Here is a 17,346-nt window from a genome sequence, read left to right as displayed (position 1 = left end):
GATTAACGTCTCATTGGCGGGTCCGCGAAACCATCAAACGGCAGCGTACCCAGGGCTTTTGACGGGGTTTTGACCGGGCGCGGGTTCGGTCGCCGGCCTTGTCGAGCCCCCGGCCGGAAGCGGCCCGGACCCCACTTCCCGCCGGGCGCCAGGCCGCGGCGGTCGGCGTCAGGCCGCGGCGGTCGGGGTCAGCAGGCCGCGTACGTCCTCGGCTTCCGGGGTGCCCAGGTTCTCGTACTGCTCCAGTGCCTCGCGCCAGCACGCCTGGGCGCGGCGCTGCTGGCCGATGGAGTCCAGTGCCCGGCCCAGCAGGGTCAGGGCGTTGGCCCTGCGCCAGGGCCCGCCGACGCTGCGCAGGATGGCCAGGGCCTGTTCGGCCAGGCCGGCGGCCTGGGCGGGGCGCTGCGCGACGAGCTGTACCTCGCCGAGGCGGAAGTAGGCCATCCCCTCCCACAGCCGCTGGCGGCTCTGCTGGAAGATGTCCAGCGCCTCCTGGAAGTTGCGTTCCGCCTCGGTGAGCCGCTTGGCGGTGGTCTGGGCGATGGCCAGCGCGTAGAGCGTGGTGGCCCGCCGCATGGAGACGCTGAGGTGGTCGTGGATGGCCAGGGCCTGTTCGGCCAGCGCGATGGCGGTGTCGGTCTTGCCCAGTTCGGTGTGCACGCGCGAGAGGTTGCACAGCGCGCTGGCCTCGGCGGGCTTGTTGCCGTACGCGCGGAAGGAGGCGAGCGCCTTGCTGAGGAAGCCTTCCGCTTCCAGGTGTCTGCCCTGGTAGTTGGCGACGAGGCCGCGGTCGTTGAGCGCGTAGGAGAAGGAGATGGGGTCGGCCGCGCTCTCGCCGAGCGGGCCGGCCGCGGTGGCTTCCTCGTCGGCCTGGTCGAAGCGGCCGGTGGCCAGGTGCATGCCGGTGAGGACCGAGCGGGCGCGGGCCTCGGCGTGGGCGTCGCCCGCCTTGCGCGCGGCCTCTTTCATGGCGTTGGCCCCGAGTTCGTACTGCCGTACGTTGCCCCCGGATTCGGCCAGCGCGCTGGTGGCCATCAGCAGGTCCACCGCGCGGCGCAGGGTGGGCCCGGAGGCGAGCTGGCCGGCGCAGGCGAGGAAGCAGCCGGACTCGGCGAACAGCCACTCGATCGAGGCGCTGTGGTCGGCGAAGTGGAGTCCCTCGTGTCCGGTGGCCTCCAGGTGGTCCACCAGGCGCTCGGCGGGCCGCTCCAGGACGTAGTAGTTGCGCGCCGTCGCCAGGTAGAAGTCCAGCAGCCTGGTCAAGGCGGCGTCCCGCTCGCTCGGCGGCTGTTCGTCGCGTTCGGCGCAGGCGCGGGCGAAGAGGCGCACGAGGTCGTGGAAGCGGTAGCGGCGCGGCGCGGCCGATTCGAGCAGCGAGGTGTCGACGAGCGATTCCAGCAGGTCCTCGGCGTCATCCGGGGCGCGGTCCAGCAGTGCCGCCGCGGCGTGCAGGGAGATGTCGGGGCCTTCGGCGAGGCCCAGCAGCCGGAAGGCGCGGCCCTGTTCGGCGTCGAGCTGGCCGTAGCCCATCTCGAAGGTGGCCTTCACCGCCAGGTCACCGGCCTGGAGTTCGTCCAGGCGGCGGCGCTCGTCGGCGAGCTTGCCGGCGAGCACGGCGACGGTCCAGGTGCGGCGGGAGGCCAGCCGGGAGGCGGCGATGCGGATGGCCAGCGGCAGGAAGCCGCAGGCGGCCACGACGTCCATGGCGGACTTGCGCTCGGCGGTCACCCGCTCTTCCCCGACGATGCGGGTGAACAGGGCCATGGCCTCGTTGGGGCTCATGACGTCCAGGTCCACGAGGTAGGCGCCCGCCAGGCCGACCATGCGCACCCGGCTGGTCACCATGGCGGCGCAGCCCGCCGTGCCCGGCAGCAGCGGCCGGACCTGCGCGGCGTCGCGGGCGTTGTCGAGCAGGGCCAGGACGCGGCGGCCGGCCAGCAGCGAGCGGAAGAGCGCCGAGCGCTCCTCCACGCCGTCGGGGATCGCGGAGTCGGCGGTGCCCAGGGCGCGCAGGAAGGAGCCCAGGACCGTGCCGGGGTCGGCCGGGGTGGAGCCGGCGCCCTGGAGGTCCACGTAGAGCTGGCCGTCGGGGAAGCGGTCGGCGGCGGCGTGGGCGACGTGGATGGCCAGCGTGGTCTTGCCGACGCCGCCGATCCCGGCGACGGCGGAGACGGCCATGATGGTGCCCTCGGCCTGGGCGAGCTGGTCGCCGAGGTCGGCGACGAAGGAGGCGCGGCCGGTGAAGTCGGCGACGGTGGCCGGGAGCTGTGCGGGCCGGGTGACCGTGGCGGCGGTCTCGGGGGTCGGTTCCTCGGCCTGGTAGGCGAGTTCGTCGTCGGCCGCCAGGATGCGCTGTTGGAGGTCGGAGAGTTCGGGGCGGGGATCGACGCCGAGTTCGTCGGCGAGCAGGCGGCGGGTGTCCGCGTAGACGGCGAGGGCCTCGGCCTGGCGTCCGCTGCGGTAGAGGGCGAGCATCAGCAGTTCGCGCAGGCGCTCGCGCAGCGGGTGTCCGGCGGTCAGCGCGGTCAGCGCGCTGACCGCCTCCGCGTGGCAGCCGACTTGGAGGTCGAGGTCGAGGCGCAGCTCCAGCAGGCTCAGCCGCCATTCGTCCAGGCGGGCGCGCTGGGTTTCGGCGAAGGGGCCGGGGACGTGGGCGAGCGGTTCGCCGTCCCATTGGTCCAGCGCGGCGTTGTACAGCTCGCGGGCGCGGGCGCGTTCACCGCCGGAGGCGGCTTTTTCGGCCTGGGTGGCCAGATCGTGCGCGATGTTCAGGTCCAGCAGGGCTTCGGCGCCGGTGCGGAGGGCGTAGCCGCCGGACTCGCTGACGAGGAGTTCGGCGTCGGGGCCGAGTGCTTTGCGGATGCGGGAGGCGTAGGTGCGCAGTGCCGCCTTCGCCTGCTCCGGGGGCTCCTCGCCCCAGATGGCGTCGATCAGCTCCTCGGCCGTCGCCGTCCGCCCGGCTCGCAGCAACAGGGCCGCGAGCAGGGCTTTTTGCTGGGGTGAGCCCATGCCCAGTGCCTGATCGCCGCGCGTCGCGCGCACGGGACCGAGCACAGCGAAGCGAAGCTGGTGGTCCCGGTACTCCGTTTCGTGTGGTGTGTGGTCCTCGGCGCCCATGGTGCCCCCTGCTATCTGCGCTCCATTGCCGCTCGGGTCAGTCTGCCTTGTCCATGGCAATTACGTCAGCTCGGGTACCGGCCTCTCTACCAACCCTTCGAATTCTGGCCCCTTGTGCTACGGGCCGGGCGGGGCTTCGGAGCCCGCACGATAGCTGACGGTTCGTCAGTTCGACGCTACCGTGGAACGCATGGAGACCTTCCCGAAGATCATCTCGGTGGACGACCACACGGTCGAACCCGCACACGTCTGGCGGGACCGCCTCCCGTCCAAGTACCGGGACACCGGACCCCGCATCGTCCGCGCGCCGCTGAAGGAGATGACCTTCACCGGCGGGAAGTTCGCACCGGAGATGGGCGGCCCCGACGACGCGGGACCGCTCGCCGACTGGTGGGTGTACGAAGACCTGCACCGCCCGCTGACCAGGCTCGATACTGCCGTGGGCTACGACAGGGACGAGGTGCGGCTGGAGGCCATCACCTACGAGCAGATGCGCCCCGGCTCCTACGACGTACCGGCCCGGCTCGCCGACATGGACGTCAACCACGTCCAGTCCGCCCTCTGCTTCCCCACCTTCCCGCGCTTTTGCGGCCAGACCTTCACCGAGGCCAAGGACCGCGAGCTGGGCCTGCTCGGCGTCCGCGCCTACAACGACTGGATGGTCGAGGAGTGGTGCGGTCCCCAGGCCCAGGGCCGCCTCATACCGCTGACACTGGTGCCGCTGTGGGACGCGGAACTGGCCGCCGAGGAAGTACGGCGCAACGCCGCGCGGGGCGTGCGCGCCGTGTGCTTCTCCGAGATACCGCCGCGCCTGGGCCTGCCGTCCATCCACGGCGACGACTGGGACCCCTTCCTGCGGGCCTGCGACGAGACCCGCACCGTCATCGCCATGCACATCGGCTCCTCCAGCAAGATGCCCTCCACCTCGGCCGACGCGCCGCCCGCCGTCGGCTCCACCATCACCTTCGCCAACTGCTGCTTCTCGATGGTGGACTGGCTGATGAGCGGCAAGTTCGAACGCTTCCCGCATCTCAGGATCATGTACGCCGAGGGCCAGATCGGCTGGATCCCCTACATCCTGGAGCGCGCCGACGTGGTGTGGGAGGAGAACCGCGGCTGGGGCGGCGTCGCGGACAAGGTGCTGCGCCCGCCCTCCGAACTGTTCGCCGAGCACGTCTACGGCTGCTTCTTCGACGACGCCTTCGGCCTGAAGAACATCGACGCCATCGGCGTGCCCAACGTCCTCTACGAGACCGACTACCCGCACTCGGACTCCACCTGGCCCAAGTCCAAGGAGGTCGGCGAGGCCCAGATGGGCCACCTCCCCGCCGACCTGGTGGAGCGCATCGTGCGCGGCAACGCCATAGACCTCCTCGGCCTCACCCCGGAGGGGCTGTGGGCGGGCACCCGCTCTTGAGGGACCCGCCGGGGGGCGCTCCCGAAGGGGCGCGGGGGACTGCGCGACCAGCCACGACGCACCCGCGCCCCGCGAAACACGGCCGGGGGCACCCCCTGCACAGCACCAGGAGAAGAGGGCAACGGAAACCGGGCGACCTCAGCCCCGGTCGTCGTGCTGCTACTGCGCCGCGGCGGGGCGTCCGGTCTTCCACGGGGTCGCCCCCGCCTGGTCCGGGCTGATCGGGCTGAACCTGGTGGGGAGGGCGGCCAGGCCGCGCTGGAAGGGGCCGGGCCGCCACACCAACTGGTCGTAGGGGACGGTCAGCTCGATGTCGGAGAGCCACGCGGTGAGCCGTTCGATGGCGGTCGTCGCGATGAGCAGCGCCGGCTGCTGGACGGGGCAGGCGTGCGGGCCCGCCGCCCAGGCCAGGTGCGCTCCGCCGCCGGAGCCGGTCGAGCCGGCGCTCTCGCCCGGCGCGGTGCGCCCGCGCTGGGTGCCGGCGGCGGCGTAGGAGACCAGCACGAGCTGCCCGGCGCGCAGCCAGACCCCGTGGAAGTAGACGTCCCGCTTGGGGTAGTGCGCCGAGTAGTTGGCCATCGGCGGCTCGTTCAGGAGCACGTCGTGGAGCGCGTCGCGGGGCGTGAGCGCACCGCCGGAGAGGTTGCCGTAGTAGCGGTCGTCCACCAGCATCCGGCTGAGCGCGTTGCCGATCAGGTTGGACAGCGGCTCGTAGCCGGCGGCGGTCGTCAGCAGGATCTGCTGGCTCAGTTCCTCGTCGTTCAGACCGGCGGGATGGTCCATGAACCACGAGCCCAGGTCGGGGCCGCGCTCGCGTTTCTTGGTCGCGATCACTTCCATGATGTAGCGGGTGTAGGCGTCCTCGGCCGCCGCCGCCTCCTCGGGCGAGCGGCTGTCGAAGATGCCCATGGCGCCCTCGATGAGCAGGTCGCCCATGGAGTCGGCCAGTCCGAAGGTGCGGTTGAAGACCAGGAGCGGCAGCAGCCGGGCGTACTGGCCCATCAGGTCGGCCTCGCCCGCCTCCCCGAACTTCGCGATGAGCCCGTCGGAGACCTCCGAGACCATGCGGCGCAGTTCGTGCGGCTCCAGCCGGGCGAAGCTGTCGGAGATCACCTTGCGGTAGCGGTCGTGCTGCTCGCCGTCGGTGTACAGGGCGTTGGCCCGTGCGCGCAGCATCGGCGTCACCGCCGAGTCCTGGGGCAGCGCGTCCTGCCAGTCGGTGGGGTCTTTGGCCCAGGTCACCGGGTCGTGCAGCAGGTCCAGGGCCGCGCGGTAGTCGGTCACCAGCATGGCGCCGAAGCCGGGTGACAGCTCGACCGGCGCCAGGTCGCCGTACTCCCGCAGCCGTTCGTAGACCGCGTACGGGTCGGCGGCGAACTCCTCCCCGTAGAGCGGGACGACATCGTGGCCCGGGCGTGCCAGCGGGGGCGGCATGGGGCCGGGGGCGGCGGGCGAGGTCACGCGGGCTCCTGGGGCTGGGCGTACGACGGCGGCTGGGCGTAGGACGGCGGCTGGGGGGCGGAGGGGTCGGCGGCCTGCTGGTCGAAGGCTTCGAGCACGTGGCCGACGAGGGCGATCAGCGCGTCGGCCGACTGCTCGCGGCTGCGCGCGTCACAGACGACCAGCGGCGTGTCCGGGTGCAGGTCGAGGTGGTCGCGGAGGGTGTCGGGGTGGTGCGCGGGTGAGTCCGGGAAGGAGTTGACGGCCACCGCGTAGCGCAGCCCCGCCTCCTCGATCATGTCCATCACCTCGAAGGAGTCGGCCAGCCGCCGGGTGTCGGCCAGCACCAGGGCGCCCAGCGCGCCGCGCGCGATGTCCTGCCACAGCGGGCGGAAGCGGCGCTGGCCGGGGGTGCCGAACATGTAGAGGACCAGGTCGCCGGGGAGTGTGAGGCGGCCGAAGTCGATGGCGACCGTGGTGGTGGTCTTGTCGCGGACCCCGGCCAGGTCGTCGACCATCGCGCCGGTACGGGTCATCACCTCCTCGGTGTGCAGCGGTTCGGTCTCCGACAGCGAGCGGATGAACGTGGTCTTGCCCACCCCGAACGGCCCCGCGACCAGGAGTTTCACCAGGGTCTGGGGGGTGTCGCCCAGATATATGGAGCCGGCTCCTGTGTCCGGACTAGGAGGACTTGAGAGTGCGGAGTCCATCGAGAACTTTCTCCAGAATCTGCCGCTCCGGCAGTTCGGCGTCGGGAATCGGGGCGCGGGCCCGCAGTCGGCCCGCGTCCACCAGGTCGGCCACCAGGACCTTGACCACGCTGACCGGGAGCCGCAGCCGCGCGGCTGCCTCGGCGAGGGTCAGCGCGCCGGGGCGCAGCAGCGCCAGCATCCGCTTCTCCTCCGGGCGCAGCCCCGGCGTGGCCGGATCGGACGCGCCGTAGAGCACGGTGAGTCGGTCGAGGGTGTTGCGGCTGGGCAGGGCACGCCCGGTCGTCGCCAGATACGCGGGCACCAGGCGCCTGCTGTCGCGGGGCGGCGGGGTCATGTGGCGGCGGTGTCCCTGGGCGGGCTGCTCATGACCTTCGCCCCCAGGGAGGCGACCTGGACCTGCATGTGGTGGGTGACGACGCCCATGTTCACATCGGGGCCGGCGAAGACGGCCAGCGTGGTGTTCTCCCCGGCCGGGATCGCCAGGACCCAGCCGTTCTCGGACTCGATCACGGTCTGCCGCAGCCGCACGTCGTAGGTGCCGGCGAACGCCGCCGTGGTGGTCCGGGCCGCGCCCTGGAGCGCGGAGAGCATCGCGGCCACGCCCTCGGCCGCCTCCCGCTTCAGCTCGGGGGAGCGGCCCTCGATGAGGCCGTCTCCGGAGATGACGGCCGCGTGGATGACGTGCGGCAGGTCCATGAGTGGGGCGAGCACCCAGGAGGTGTCCTCCCGGACGGACCGGCGTGCGGGGATTGTCATGCGTGCGGATTCCCTTCAGCGGAATGGGGATCGGCGAGGTGGTCGGCGGCCGTGTCACCGGAGGCGGGGCCCTCGGCGGCGGCGCGGCCGGAGGTCGTACCGCGCTGGAACGCGGCCCAGCGTTCGGCACTCTGCTCGGGCGACGGTTCGGGGACGGACATCTCCGGGCCGAACCCCCTCCCGGAGGCTCCGGACGCCTCCGGGGCGGCGTGGCGGCCAGGCTGAGCGGCGCCCGCCTCCGGCCGGCGCCGGCGGCGGCGCGGCAGTTCGCTGTCGGCGTCCTCGGTCATGGCGCTCCCGGTGGCGGGCAGGGCGTCCCAGCCGGAGCCCGCGCCCCCGCCCAGGGCCGGTTCGGGGTGCGCTGCGGGGATGGGCGCGTGCTGGGTGGAGCTGCGGCCCGGCAGCGGGGGAGTGGTGGGCGGCAGCGGCGCCATCGCCGACATGGGCTGTTCCGCCTCGTCCAGCAGCGTGAGCAGCGGGTCGCCGGGGATGTGCACGATGGCGCGCACGCCGCCGTAGGGGGAGGCTTCCACGTGCGTGGTGAAGCCGTATTGCCGCACGAGCTGGCCCACCGCGGCCAGGCCCGTCCTGGGCGGGTCGCCCAGTTCGGTGAGCAGCACGGTGTCGGGTCCGGCCATCATGTGCCGGGCGTGTGCCAGTTCGTCGGAGTGCATGCCGACGCCCGCGTCGTCGATGATCACGGAGGCGCCGCGGTTGCCCTGCTGGAGGGTGACGGGCACCGGCAGGTCGGGGTGCGAGTAGTGCAGCGCGTTGCCGATCAGCTCGGTGAGCACCACCGCGACGGGCTCGACGGCGCGGGCCACCACGCCCACCGGGTCGCGCAGCTGGTTGGCGATCTGGACCCGCTCGTAGCCGGTCAGCCGGGACATCGCGCCGACGACGATGTCGCTCAGGTGGGAGTTCTCGCGGGTGAGGCCGGGCCAGGCGCCGCAGACGACGGCGGTGGACTGGATACGGCGCAGCGCCTGCTCGTTGAGGAAGTCGGCGGCCAGCAGGTCCTCGGCGACCCCGGGGTCGTCGTAGCGCTCCTGCATGGTCTGGAGCCGGGTCTGCAACTGGTAGAGCAGCGCCTGGATGGTGGTGGTCGCGCCGCGCATGGCGGCCTGGGCGGCACCGTCCACGCGCAGCCGTTCCTTGGTGACCGCGTCGCCGACCTGGTCGAGCACGGCTGTCAGCGCGCGGTCCAGTTCGCTGCCCGCGACGGCGGGGTCCAGCGGGCCGCGGACGGGGACGTTCGGGTGGGCGAGGGCGGCCGTCAGGTCCGGCAGGCGGGCACCGGCCAGGTGCCGCACCTCCGCCTCGGTCCCCTGGACCCGGGCCGTGAGCGCCGCTTGGTGCGCCGCAGCGGACTGGAGGTCACTTTCGAGAGCCGAGGAGCGTTTGCGCAACCGTTTCGCCTCTGCGCGCGAGCGCGCCAGCAGGAGGGCGAGTGCCACGGCCGCCGCGGTCCCCACGGACAGGATGACGGTCAGCGCCACCGGTATCTCGGTCATCGGCGTCCTTGAGCGATCGGGTTGTCATGCGGGCCGAACCCGCCGGGCCCCCGCCGGTCGGCGGCGGTGCGCCGCCAAGTGGCGGCGATTCCGGGCCGGTTGGCGGCGATGGGGGGCCGGCGGACCGGCTCCTCGGGCACAGCGGTCCGGCCATGCTCTCTCAGTCCCGTCCGTCACGCAGCCTTATCCGGAAGATGGCTTGTTGGTTGTGTTCAGCAAATCATCTGTGCACCCCCGCTCGAAAGCCGGTGCGTCCCGGGGAGCCGTCCCCCGCCCTCTCGTGTCCTCTCCGTCCCCCCGCCCGTCCCCTCCCGCCCTCTTGCCTGACGGGTCGTCAGGTATGAGCATGGGGGCCGTGCTGAACTTCCCCGCCGGGCAGCTCGCCTACGGCATCCAGCTGCCGGTCCAGTCGCAGAGCACCCTCTACGCCGAACCCTGGGAGGCCACGGCCGGGCCCGCCGAACTGCTGGCGGTGGCCCGCGCGGCCGACCGCGGCGGCTTCGACTACGTGGCCTGCTGCGAACACATCGCCATACCCCGGCGGCTGGCCGGTGCGATGAGCACCGTGTGGTACGACCCGGTGGCCACCCTCGCCTTCCTGGCCGCCGCCACCGAACGGGTCGCGCTGCTCAGCCACATCGCCCTCGTGGGCCTGCGGCACCCGCTGGCCGGCGCCAAGCAGTACGCCACCCTCGACCGGCTCTCCGGCGGACGGCTGATCCTCGGCGTCGGCGCCGGACACGTGCGCGAGGAATTCGAGGCGCTCGGCGCGGACTTCGAGCGGCGCGGCCGGATCCTCGACGAGACCATGGACGCGCTCAAGGCGGCCCTGGGCGAGGAGGAGTTCCCCGAATTCACCGGCGAGCACCTCGCCTTCTCCGGACTGGGCCAGCAGCCCCGGCCCGTACAGGCGCCCCGGCCCCCGCTGTGGGTCGGCGGCTCCTCCCCGGCGGCCGTCCGTCGGGCCGCGCTGCGCGGCGACGGCTGGCTCCCGCAGGGCGATCCGCGCGAGGCACTGCCCGACCGGATCGCACGCATCCGCCGCCTGCGGGCCGAAGCGGGTCTGGCGGCGGAGCCCTTCACCTACGGCGCCCTCGCCGAACCCCTCTACATCGGCACCCCGCGCTGGGAGGTGGGCCGCCGCACACTCACCGGCCCGCCCACAGAACTGGCCGAATCTTTGCGCGCCTACCGCGCGATGGGCGTCACCCAGCTCCAACTCCGCTTCCGCTCCCGCACGGTGACCGAACTGACCGACCAGGTGGCCGCCTTCGCGGCAGAGGTGGCCCCTTTGCTGTGACCTCCCTGCCGTGACCTCGCGGTGTACTCGCCGGGGCGGCCCCGTACTCGCCGGGGCGGCCCCGCGTTTTCTGCGGGCCGGGGCTGTGCCGGGCTGCGGGGCGGGGCTGTGCCGGGTGGGCGGGCCGCGTGCCGGACGCGGGGCGGGCCCGGGTCCGGTACCGGGCGGATCCGCGTGCGGCGCAAGCCGGACCCTGGTCCGGCACCGGCCGACCCCACGGCCGGGGTCGGCCACTTTCCCCGGCGCTTGCGGGGCATTCCCGCAAGCCGGCAGGGGGCCGACCCGAATGCGAGCGAGGCCCGACCCGCAATACGGGCAGGGGTACCCCGCGAGGCAGGCGGGGCACCCGCGACCCGTGTGCCGTGACGCGCGCCCCGCCGCGCGTTTGCTCCTTCGCTTGTGGAGATGCGCAACGCGGGGCCGGGCGCCGGGTCCGACTTTTGCAAGGAAGGTTTCGCAAGTTCTTTCGCTCCGGGCACGTGACCTTCACCGAATCTTCTCCTCGTCCTGCCCGGTGCCGTCCGGGTGGGGCGCCGGTATTGACGGCCCTATCGGGCGGTGCGAAAGTCGGAGCCACCGAGACCTGACGATGCGTCAGAAATGTTGAGGGAGTGAACCCCAGTGGAATTCGGGCTCTTTGTTCAGGGGTACGTGCCCGCCGCGCGGGCCCAGGCCGACCCCCAGGCCGAGCACAACGCACTGGTCGAGGAGACCGAATACGTCATCCAGGCGGACAAGTCCGGCTTCAAGTACGCCTGGGCCTCCGAGCACCACTTCCTGGAGGAGTACAGCCACCTGTCGGCCAGCGACGTCTACCTCGGCTACCTCGCACACGCCACCGAACGCATCCACCTCGGCTCCGGCATCTTCAACCCGCTGCCGCAGGTCAACCACCCGGTGAAGGTCGCCGAGAAGGTCGCCATGCTCGACCACCTCAGCGGCGGACGCTTCGAGTTCGGCACCGGCCGGGGCGCCGGCTCCCACGAAATCCTCGGGTTCCTGCCGGGCATCACCGACATGAACCACACCAAGGAGATCTGGGAAGAGACGATCGCCGAGTTCCCCAAGATGTGGCTCCAGGACGAGTACGAGGGCTTCCAGGGCAAGCACTGGTCACTGCCGCCGCGCAAGGTGCTGCCCAAGCCGTACGGCGGCTCGCACCCCGCCATGTGGTACGCGGCCGGCTCCCCCTCCTCGTACGCGATGGCCGCGGGCAAGGGCCTGGGCGTTCTCGGCTTCAGCGTCCAGAAGGTCTCCGACATGGAGTGGGTCCTGGAGTCCTACAAGGGCGCGGTGGGGGACGCGCGGCCCGTCGGCGACTACGTCAACGACAACGTCATGGTCACCTCGACCGCGATCTGCGCCGAGACGACGGAAAAGGCGAAACGCATCGCCGTGGAGGGCGGGCTCAACTACCTCCAGTCCCTCCTCTTCCGCTACCACGACACCTTCCCGCGCCCCGAGGGCATCCCCCAGTGGCCCGAGCTGATCCCCGAGTACACCGAGGAGATCGTCGATCTGCTCATCGCCGAGGAGCTGATGATCTGCGGCAACCCGGAGGAAGTGCTCCGCCAGTGCAAGCGGTGGGAACAGGCCGGGGCCGACCAGCTCTCCTTCGGGCTGCCCATCGGCATCCCCTACGAGGACACGCTCAACACGATCAGGCTCATCGGGGAGCACGTGATCCCGCAGATCGACACCGACCCCGTCCACCGCACCACCCGCTTCCGCCGTGCGGCGCTCGCCTGACGCCTCGTGGCGGCCCCCCGCTTCTCCGGCGCTCCCGCGCCGTGGGACTCGCGGCGCTCCGCGCCGTGGGGGGCAGGGAATGCGCTCCGCGCCGTGCCGGGCGAGGGATGTCGCCCGGCAGCCGGGTTGAGCCCTCCCGCCGGACGGTGCCCCGGCGCTCCGCGCCGAGGTGAGGTGGTCGCTCCGCGCCGGGGCGGAGGTGACCGCGCCGAGGCGGGGTGGGGTCCCGTTCAGGGCCCGGATCCGGCCGACCGCGTTCCGCACGCCATGACCCAGGAGGTTTCTCTCAGCATGCTTGATCACCTCATCAAGGGCGCGACCCTCGTGGACGGCAGCGGCGCACCCTCCCGCACCGCGGACGTCGGGATCCGGGACGGGCGGATCGCCGTCATCGCGGCGGCGGGGAGCGTGCGGGAGGAGGCCCGCAGCAGCCAGCACGCGGGCGGACTGGTTCTCGCGCCCGGCTTCGTCGATCCGCACACCCACTACGACGCACAGCTGTTCTGGGACCCGTACGCCACCCCCTCCATGAACCACGGCGTGACCACCGTCGCGGGCGGCAACTGCGGCTTCACCCTGGCGCCGCTGCATCCCGGCCGGCCCGGGGACGCGGACTACACGCGCCGGATGATGTCCAAGGTGGAGGGCATGTCCCTGGTCGCGCTGGAGGAGGGCGCGCCGTGGAACTGGCACTCCTTCGGGGACTACCTGGACGCGCTGGAGGGCCGCACCGCCGTCAACGCGGGCTTCATGGTGGGCCACTGCGCGCTGCGCCGTCATGTGATGGGCCCGGACGCGGTGGGCGGGCAGCCCACCGAGGCGCAGCTGGAGGCGATGCTCCAGCTCTTCCACGAGGCGATGGAGGCGGGCGCGTGGGGCCTGTCCACCACGCAGTCCGCCACCCACTCCGACGGCGACGGCAAGCCCGTCGCCTCCCGGCACGCGGGCCCGGACGAACTGCTCGCGCTCTCCCGCGCGGTCGGCGAACACGAGGGCACCCAGATCGAGGCGATCGTCGCCGGGTGCCTGGATCAGTTCTCCGACGACGAGATCGACCTGCTCGCGCGGATGTCGGCGGCGGCCGGGCGGCCCCTCAACTGGAACGTCCTGACCATCGACGCCGCCGTACCCGAACGAGTGCCGCGCCAACTGGAGGCGAGCGAACGCGCCCGCCGCGAGGGCGGCCGGGTCGTCGCGCTCACGATGCCGATCCTCACGCCCATGAACATGTCCCTGGGCACCTTCTGCGCGCTCAACCTCATCCCCGGCTGGGGGGACATCCTCGGCCTGCCCGTCCCCGAGCGCATCGCCACGCTGCGCCAGGCCGACGTGCGCGCGGAAATGCTGCGCCGGGCCGACAGCAAGGAGGCGGGCGTCTTCCGGCGGCTGGCCAACTTCGACCGCTACGTCATCGGGGACACCTACTCGCCCGCCAACGAGGGCCTGACCGGCCGCGTCGTCAGCTTCGTCGCCGCCGAGCGCGGCCAGGACCCCTTCCACTGCCTGGTCGAGATCTGCGCCAACGACGACCTGCGGACGGTGCTGTGGCCGATGCCGGCCGACAACGACCCCGCGAGCTGGGAACTGCGCCGCGAGACGTGGGAGCACGAGGACGTCATGCTCGGCGGCTCCGACGCGGGCGCCCACCTGGACCGCATGTGCGGCGCTCCGTACACCACGCGCTTCCTCGGCGACTGCCTGCGCGGCCGGCAGCTCGTCCCCCTGGAGCGGGCCGTCAAGATGCTCACCGACGACCCCGCGCGGCTGTTCGGGCTGCGGGAACGGGGCAGGGTGGCCGAGGGCTGGCACGCCGACCTGGTGCTCTTCGATCCCGAACGGATCGACGCGGGCCCGGCCCGGCTGGTCCACGACCTGCCGGGCGACAGCCCCCGGCTCGACTCGGAGGCCGTGGGCGTCGTCGGCGTATGGGTCAACGGCGTGGAGACCGTACGCGATGACAAGGTCACCGGCGCGGTACCGGGCACGGTGCTGCGCTCGGGCCGCGACACGGAGACGGTCAGCACCCGCTGAGCGGTGGCCGGCGTGGCCGGCGTGGCCGGCGTGGCCGGGGGCGGCGCGGCGCGGGGCGGGCGCGGGGGGCCGGGTTCAGGGCGTCACCGGCTCAGGGGGTGACCGTCTTGGGCGTCACCGGCTCAGGAGGTGACGAATTTCGGGAGGTGGGGGCGGGGCGGGGTAGGTGTCCAGCACGGGTTCGTCCCGGCCGCGCGCCCCGTCGTGCGCCGCGTCCATGCCGCGGGCCGCACAGCGGACCCGGTAGGGGACCCGATCCAGGCCGAGCGGACAGGCGCCTTCACCGGCCCACTCCACCAGGGCCGGCTCACCGCCGCCCGGCCGGAAGGACACCTCGACGATCTCCTCCCAGCGGTCCGCGTCCAACGGCGGCTCCGCCTCGTGGAGTTCGACCGTGAAGAAGACGCACCCGGTGTGCAGCGCCGTCCGTAAGAGAGCCGGCCGGGGACAGCGGCCCCGCACAGCCCCACCTGCTGCCCGGCGAAGGAATCGTGGCGGGCCGCCTGCCGTCCATCGTCATCGTCGCCATGGCTCTCCACATCGATCTGCCCGTAGTCGACGTGTACTTCGTCATCCAGAAGTATGCGCATGTCCGCGGAATGCCGCAGGGGTCTGACGGCAGGGGGGGCGCTGTCCCTCACCGCCGCCGCAGCGCCGGGTCCGCCAACGCGGGCGGGGTGTAGTAGAAGTCGTCCGGGTTCACGTCGGTGCCGGGCGGGACGATCGCGTCGATGCGCTCCAGGACATCGGCGCCCAGCGTCACCTCCGTACCGGTCAGCAGCGACTCCAGGTGCTGCATCGTGCGGGGGCCGAGCAGCACCGAGGTGACGGCCGGGTGGGCGCGGACGAACGCCAGGGCCATGTGCCGCAACTCCAGGCCCGCCTCGTCCGCCAGCCGCGTCAGCGCCCGCACGGCCTCCAGCTTGCGGGCGTTGTGCGGCAGGGACACATCGAACTTGTGCCGTTCGATGGCGGTGCGGCCCGCGCTCAGATCGATGTCCCCGGCGGAGCGGATGCGGCCGGAGAGCCAGCCCGCCGACAGCGGGCCCCACACCAGCACCCCGAGCCCGTAGCGCTGCGCGGTCGGCAACAGCGCGGCCTCCACGCCCCGGCCCAGCATCGAGTACGGCGGCTGCTCGGTGCGCGGGCGCACATGGCCGCGCCGCTCGGCCGTCCACTGGGCCTCCACCTGGAGTTCCGCCGGGAAGGTGGAGGTGCCCACCGCGCGCACCTTCCCGGCCCGTACGAAGTCCGAGAGCGTGGCCAGGGTCTCGTCGAGGTCGGTGTGCGGGTCGGGCCGGTGGAGCTGGTAGAGGTCCACGTGGTCGGTGCCCAGCCTGCGCAGGCTGTCCTCCAGCGCGCGGGTCAGCCAACGGCGGCTGCCGCCCTGCCTGTTGGGGTCCCCGCCCAGCGGGAGGCCCGCCTTCGTGGCCAGCACCACCTCGTCCCTGCGGCCCTTGAGTGCCCGGCCGACGATCTCCTCGCTCGCCCCGTCGCCATAGACGTCCGCGGTGTCCACGAGGTTGATGCCCGCGTCCAGCGCGCGGTGGATGATCCGTACGCAGTCGTCGGGGTCGGTGTTGGTGCCGGGGGTACCGAGCATCATCGCGCCGAGCGCGTGGTCGCTGACCGAGATGCCGGTGCCGCCGAGAGTTCTGCGCCGCACGGTGTCGCTCCTCGCTTGTTGCGTGGGGGTCCGTGTACGGAGCCCGTCGCTCCGTACACGACCACCGTCCGCCCGGCCGCGTTCCCGAGCCAGATCAGGCGCAACCTGGGTTCGCCGGTACCACCCTGGGCAGCCCGCGCCCACCGCCCGATACTGGTCCCATGAAGCCGGAGAGCACGGGCATAGCGGGTACGCCGGAGAGCGCGGGCGCGGCGCGGCCACTGGAGCGCACAGGCATAGGCGCCTTTCTCAAGTCCCGCAGGGCGGCGATCGACCCGGCGGACGCCGGGCTTCCGCCGGTCCACAACCGGCGCCGCGTGCCCGGCCTGCGCCGCGAAGAGGTCGCCCAACTCGCGGGCATCAGCGTCGACTACTACATCCGCATCGAGCAGGGCAGGGCACACAGCGTCTCCGAGCCCGTACTCGACGCCCTGGCCCGAGCGCTGCGCCTGAGCCGCGACGAACACGCCTACCTGCGCCACCTCGCCGACCCCCGAACCGGACAGACCAACGTCGCCGCCGGGCCCGCCGCCGTCCGGCCCGAGATCCGGCGGCTGCTGGATGCCATGGACCCCTCCGTGCCCGCCCATGTCGTCGGGCCGGGCCTGGACTACCTGGCCTGGAACGCGCTGGGCGGCCGGATCGCCTTCGACCTGACGGCCCTGCCCCCGGACCGGCGCAGCGCCCCGCTTCTGGTCTTCCTCCACCCCGACAGCCGCGACCTGCACCCCGACTGGACGGCGGTCGCCGCCGAGACCGTAGCCGCCCTGCGCGCCGACACCGGCCGCTTCCCCGGCCACCCCCGCGTCGAACGCGTACTGAGTGAACTCCTCGACCGCAGCGCGGAGTTCCGCACCCTGTGGGAGGACCAGCGGGTACGCGCACGGCTCTCGGGCAGCAAGCGGATCCGCCACCCGGAAGTGGGCGAACTGGAGGTGCGGTACGAGGCCCTCCAGCTCGCCGTCGAGACGGACCAGGTGCTGTGCACCTACACCGTCGAGCCCGGCTCCCCGTCGGAGACGGCCCTGCGCCGCCTCGCGGACCGGACCCGCCAAGAGAGCGCGCGGCGCGCGGCGTAGGCCGCCGCACCCGGCGGCCGGGCCGCCGGGCCGCCGGTCACCTGCCCCAACGATGGTTGGCGGTGGCCACCTTCATGGACAGCGCCTCGGCCCCGGTGGGCGTCCGCAGATCGGTGGCGTCCGCCGTCCACGCGGGCCCGCCCGGCCGTACGAGCAGCACCCGGCCGTCCTTCGTCACGGCCCGCGCCACCCCCGACGTACGCCGCGCCACATCGGTGACGACGTCCCCCGGCCACCACGCGGCGGCGCGGTCCTGACCGCTCAACGCTCGCCTGGCCGGTCCGTCAGCGCCCCGGCCAGCCGCTCGGCGGTGGCCAGATTGCAGCCGCCCAGTTCGAGCAGCGGCCCCGAGATCCCGGTGCAGGACCCGAGATCGACGCGGAGCGAGGGCAGTACGACGCCCACCCCGGCGAGGGCTTCTTCCAGCCGCCGGAAGGCGGCCTCGGCCTCGGTGAGCTTGCGGAGGGTCGGGTTCGCGCGATTGCTCGTCGTCATGTGAACTGCGCCTTTCTGGAGGGATCTTCACGTTCCGTGGTCCTAGCGTCGCGCTCCGGGCATAGTGGT

General features: G+C 72.7%; 15 protein-coding genes. 5 read left to right on the top strand and 10 right to left on the bottom strand.

Going from position 1 to position 17,346, the window contains the following annotated elements:
- Positions 1 to 168: 168 nt before the first annotated feature.
- Entirely contained in the window at positions 169 to 3,117 is a 2,949-nt protein-coding gene (afsR, locus tag ABD339_RS30970) for an SARP-family global regulator AfsR (protein ID WP_344570490.1), read from the bottom strand.
- A gap of 190 nt (positions 3,118 to 3,307) precedes the next feature.
- On the opposite strand from afsR, the gene ABD339_RS30965 reads away from it, so the two are divergent.
- A complete protein-coding gene (locus ABD339_RS30965; RefSeq protein WP_344570489.1) occupies positions 3,308 to 4,534 on the top strand; it encodes an amidohydrolase family protein in 1,227 nt (408 codons plus the stop codon).
- Positions 4,535 to 4,693: 159 nt separating this feature from the next.
- Here the strand turns inward: ABD339_RS30965 and ABD339_RS30960 are convergent, their stop codons facing one another.
- From ABD339_RS30960 to ABD339_RS30940, 5 genes are read right to left on the bottom strand one after another with little or no spacing between them, the layout of a single operon-like run.
- Positions 4,694 to 5,995 (bottom strand): cytochrome P450 family protein, encoded by a 1,302-nt coding sequence (locus ABD339_RS30960; protein WP_344570488.1) that lies wholly within the window; start codon positions 5,993 to 5,995, stop codon positions 4,694 to 4,696.
- Positions 5,992 to 6,684: a GTP-binding protein gene (locus ABD339_RS30955; protein WP_344570487.1), complete on the bottom strand. Its 693-nt coding sequence runs from the start codon at positions 6,682 to 6,684 to the stop codon at positions 5,992 to 5,994. The genes ABD339_RS30960 and ABD339_RS30955 overlap by 4 nt, the downstream gene beginning before the upstream one ends.
- Positions 6,656 to 7,021 (bottom strand): DUF742 domain-containing protein, encoded by a 366-nt coding sequence (locus tag ABD339_RS30950; RefSeq protein WP_344570486.1) that lies wholly within the window; start codon positions 7,019 to 7,021, stop codon positions 6,656 to 6,658. The genes ABD339_RS30955 and ABD339_RS30950 overlap by 29 nt, the downstream gene beginning before the upstream one ends.
- Positions 7,018 to 7,443, bottom strand: coding sequence for a roadblock/LC7 domain-containing protein (locus tag ABD339_RS30945; protein ID WP_344570485.1), 426 nt, complete (start codon positions 7,441 to 7,443; stop codon positions 7,018 to 7,020). Before ABD339_RS30945 ends, ABD339_RS30950 begins: the two co-directional genes overlap by 4 nt.
- Positions 7,440 to 8,957, bottom strand: coding sequence for an ATP-binding protein (locus ABD339_RS30940; RefSeq protein WP_344570484.1), 1,518 nt, complete (start codon positions 8,955 to 8,957; stop codon positions 7,440 to 7,442). The genes ABD339_RS30945 and ABD339_RS30940 overlap by 4 nt, the downstream gene beginning before the upstream one ends.
- A 346-nt stretch (positions 8,958 to 9,303) precedes the next feature.
- Between ABD339_RS30940 and ABD339_RS30935 the strand changes: the two genes are divergently transcribed.
- From ABD339_RS30935 to ABD339_RS30925, 3 genes are all read left to right on the top strand, one after another.
- Positions 9,304 to 10,257: a TIGR03619 family F420-dependent LLM class oxidoreductase gene (locus tag ABD339_RS30935; protein ID WP_344570483.1), complete on the top strand. Its 954-nt coding sequence runs from the start codon at positions 9,304 to 9,306 to the stop codon at positions 10,255 to 10,257.
- 621 nt (positions 10,258 to 10,878) lie between these two features.
- Positions 10,879 to 12,006 carry an LLM class flavin-dependent oxidoreductase gene (locus ABD339_RS30930; RefSeq protein WP_344570482.1) on the top strand — a complete coding sequence of 376 codons (1,128 nt, stop codon included), beginning with the start codon at positions 10,879 to 10,881 and terminating at the stop codon, positions 12,004 to 12,006.
- A 291-nt stretch (positions 12,007 to 12,297) separates the two neighbouring features.
- Positions 12,298 to 14,037, top strand: coding sequence for an N-acyl-D-amino-acid deacylase family protein (locus tag ABD339_RS30925; RefSeq protein WP_344570481.1), 1,740 nt, complete (start codon positions 12,298 to 12,300; stop codon positions 14,035 to 14,037).
- Positions 14,038 to 14,151: 114 nt separating this feature from the next.
- Here the strand turns inward: ABD339_RS30925 and ABD339_RS30920 are convergent, their stop codons facing one another.
- Together ABD339_RS30920 and ABD339_RS30915 are read right to left on the bottom strand one after the other, a co-directional pair.
- Complete coding sequence (locus tag ABD339_RS30920) at positions 14,152 to 14,499, bottom strand: hypothetical protein (protein ID WP_344570480.1); 348 nt, start codon at positions 14,497 to 14,499, stop codon at positions 14,152 to 14,154.
- Positions 14,500 to 14,674: 175 nt separating this feature from the next.
- A complete protein-coding gene (locus ABD339_RS30915) occupies positions 14,675 to 15,703 on the bottom strand; it encodes an aldo/keto reductase (RefSeq protein WP_344570479.1) in 1,029 nt (342 codons plus the stop codon).
- Positions 15,704 to 15,864: 161 nt separating this feature from the next.
- Between ABD339_RS30915 and ABD339_RS30910 the strand changes: the two genes are divergently transcribed.
- On the top strand, positions 15,865 to 16,782 hold the full coding sequence (locus ABD339_RS30910) for a helix-turn-helix transcriptional regulator (protein WP_344570478.1): 918 nt from the start codon (positions 15,865 to 15,867) through the stop codon (positions 16,780 to 16,782).
- Between the two features lie 37 nt (positions 16,783 to 16,819).
- Here ABD339_RS30910 and ABD339_RS30905 read toward each other — a convergent pair whose 3' ends face one another.
- Both ABD339_RS30905 and ABD339_RS30900 read right to left on the bottom strand, forming a co-directional pair.
- The gene (locus tag ABD339_RS30905) at positions 16,820 to 17,047 is read right to left on the bottom strand and encodes a hypothetical protein (RefSeq protein ID WP_344570477.1); all 228 of its coding nucleotides are present in this window, start codon (positions 17,045 to 17,047) and stop codon (positions 16,820 to 16,822) included.
- Positions 17,044 to 17,277 carry a hypothetical protein gene (locus ABD339_RS30900; RefSeq protein ID WP_344570476.1) on the bottom strand — a complete coding sequence of 78 codons (234 nt, stop codon included), beginning with the start codon at positions 17,275 to 17,277 and terminating at the stop codon, positions 17,044 to 17,046. The genes ABD339_RS30905 and ABD339_RS30900 overlap by 4 nt, the downstream gene beginning before the upstream one ends.
- Positions 17,278 to 17,346 lie beyond the last annotated feature (69 nt).

The sequence above is a fragment of the Streptomyces axinellae genome (assembly GCF_039532135.1).
GTDB lineage: Bacteria > Actinomycetota > Actinomycetes > Streptomycetales > Streptomycetaceae > Streptomyces > Streptomyces axinellae.
This window is presented reverse-complemented; position numbering and strand designations above follow the sequence as displayed.

Coding starts and splice junctions, on each gene's coding strand:
- afsR (WP_344570490.1), bottom strand. CDS start 3,117: ATGGGCGCCGAGGACCACACACCACACGAAACGGAGTACCGGGACCAC.
- ABD339_RS30940 (WP_344570484.1), bottom strand. CDS start 8,957: ATGACCGAGATACCGGTGGCGCTGACCGTCATCCTGTCCGTGGGGACC.
- ABD339_RS30950 (WP_344570486.1), bottom strand. CDS start 7,021: ATGACCCCGCCGCCCCGCGACAGCAGGCGCCTGGTGCCCGCGTATCTG.
- ABD339_RS30925 (WP_344570481.1), top strand. CDS start 12,298: ATGCTTGATCACCTCATCAAGGGCGCGACCCTCGTGGACGGCAGCGGC.
- ABD339_RS30945 (WP_344570485.1), bottom strand. CDS start 7,443: ATGACAATCCCCGCACGCCGGTCCGTCCGGGAGGACACCTCCTGGGTG.
- ABD339_RS30955 (WP_344570487.1), bottom strand. CDS start 6,684: ATGGACTCCGCACTCTCAAGTCCTCCTAGTCCGGACACAGGAGCCGGC.
- ABD339_RS30935 (WP_344570483.1), top strand. CDS start 9,304: ATGGGGGCCGTGCTGAACTTCCCCGCCGGGCAGCTCGCCTACGGCATC.
- ABD339_RS30910 (WP_344570478.1), top strand. CDS start 15,865: ATGAAGCCGGAGAGCACGGGCATAGCGGGTACGCCGGAGAGCGCGGGC.
- ABD339_RS30900 (WP_344570476.1), bottom strand. CDS start 17,277: ATGACGACGAGCAATCGCGCGAACCCGACCCTCCGCAAGCTCACCGAG.
- ABD339_RS30965 (WP_344570489.1), top strand. CDS start 3,308: ATGGAGACCTTCCCGAAGATCATCTCGGTGGACGACCACACGGTCGAA.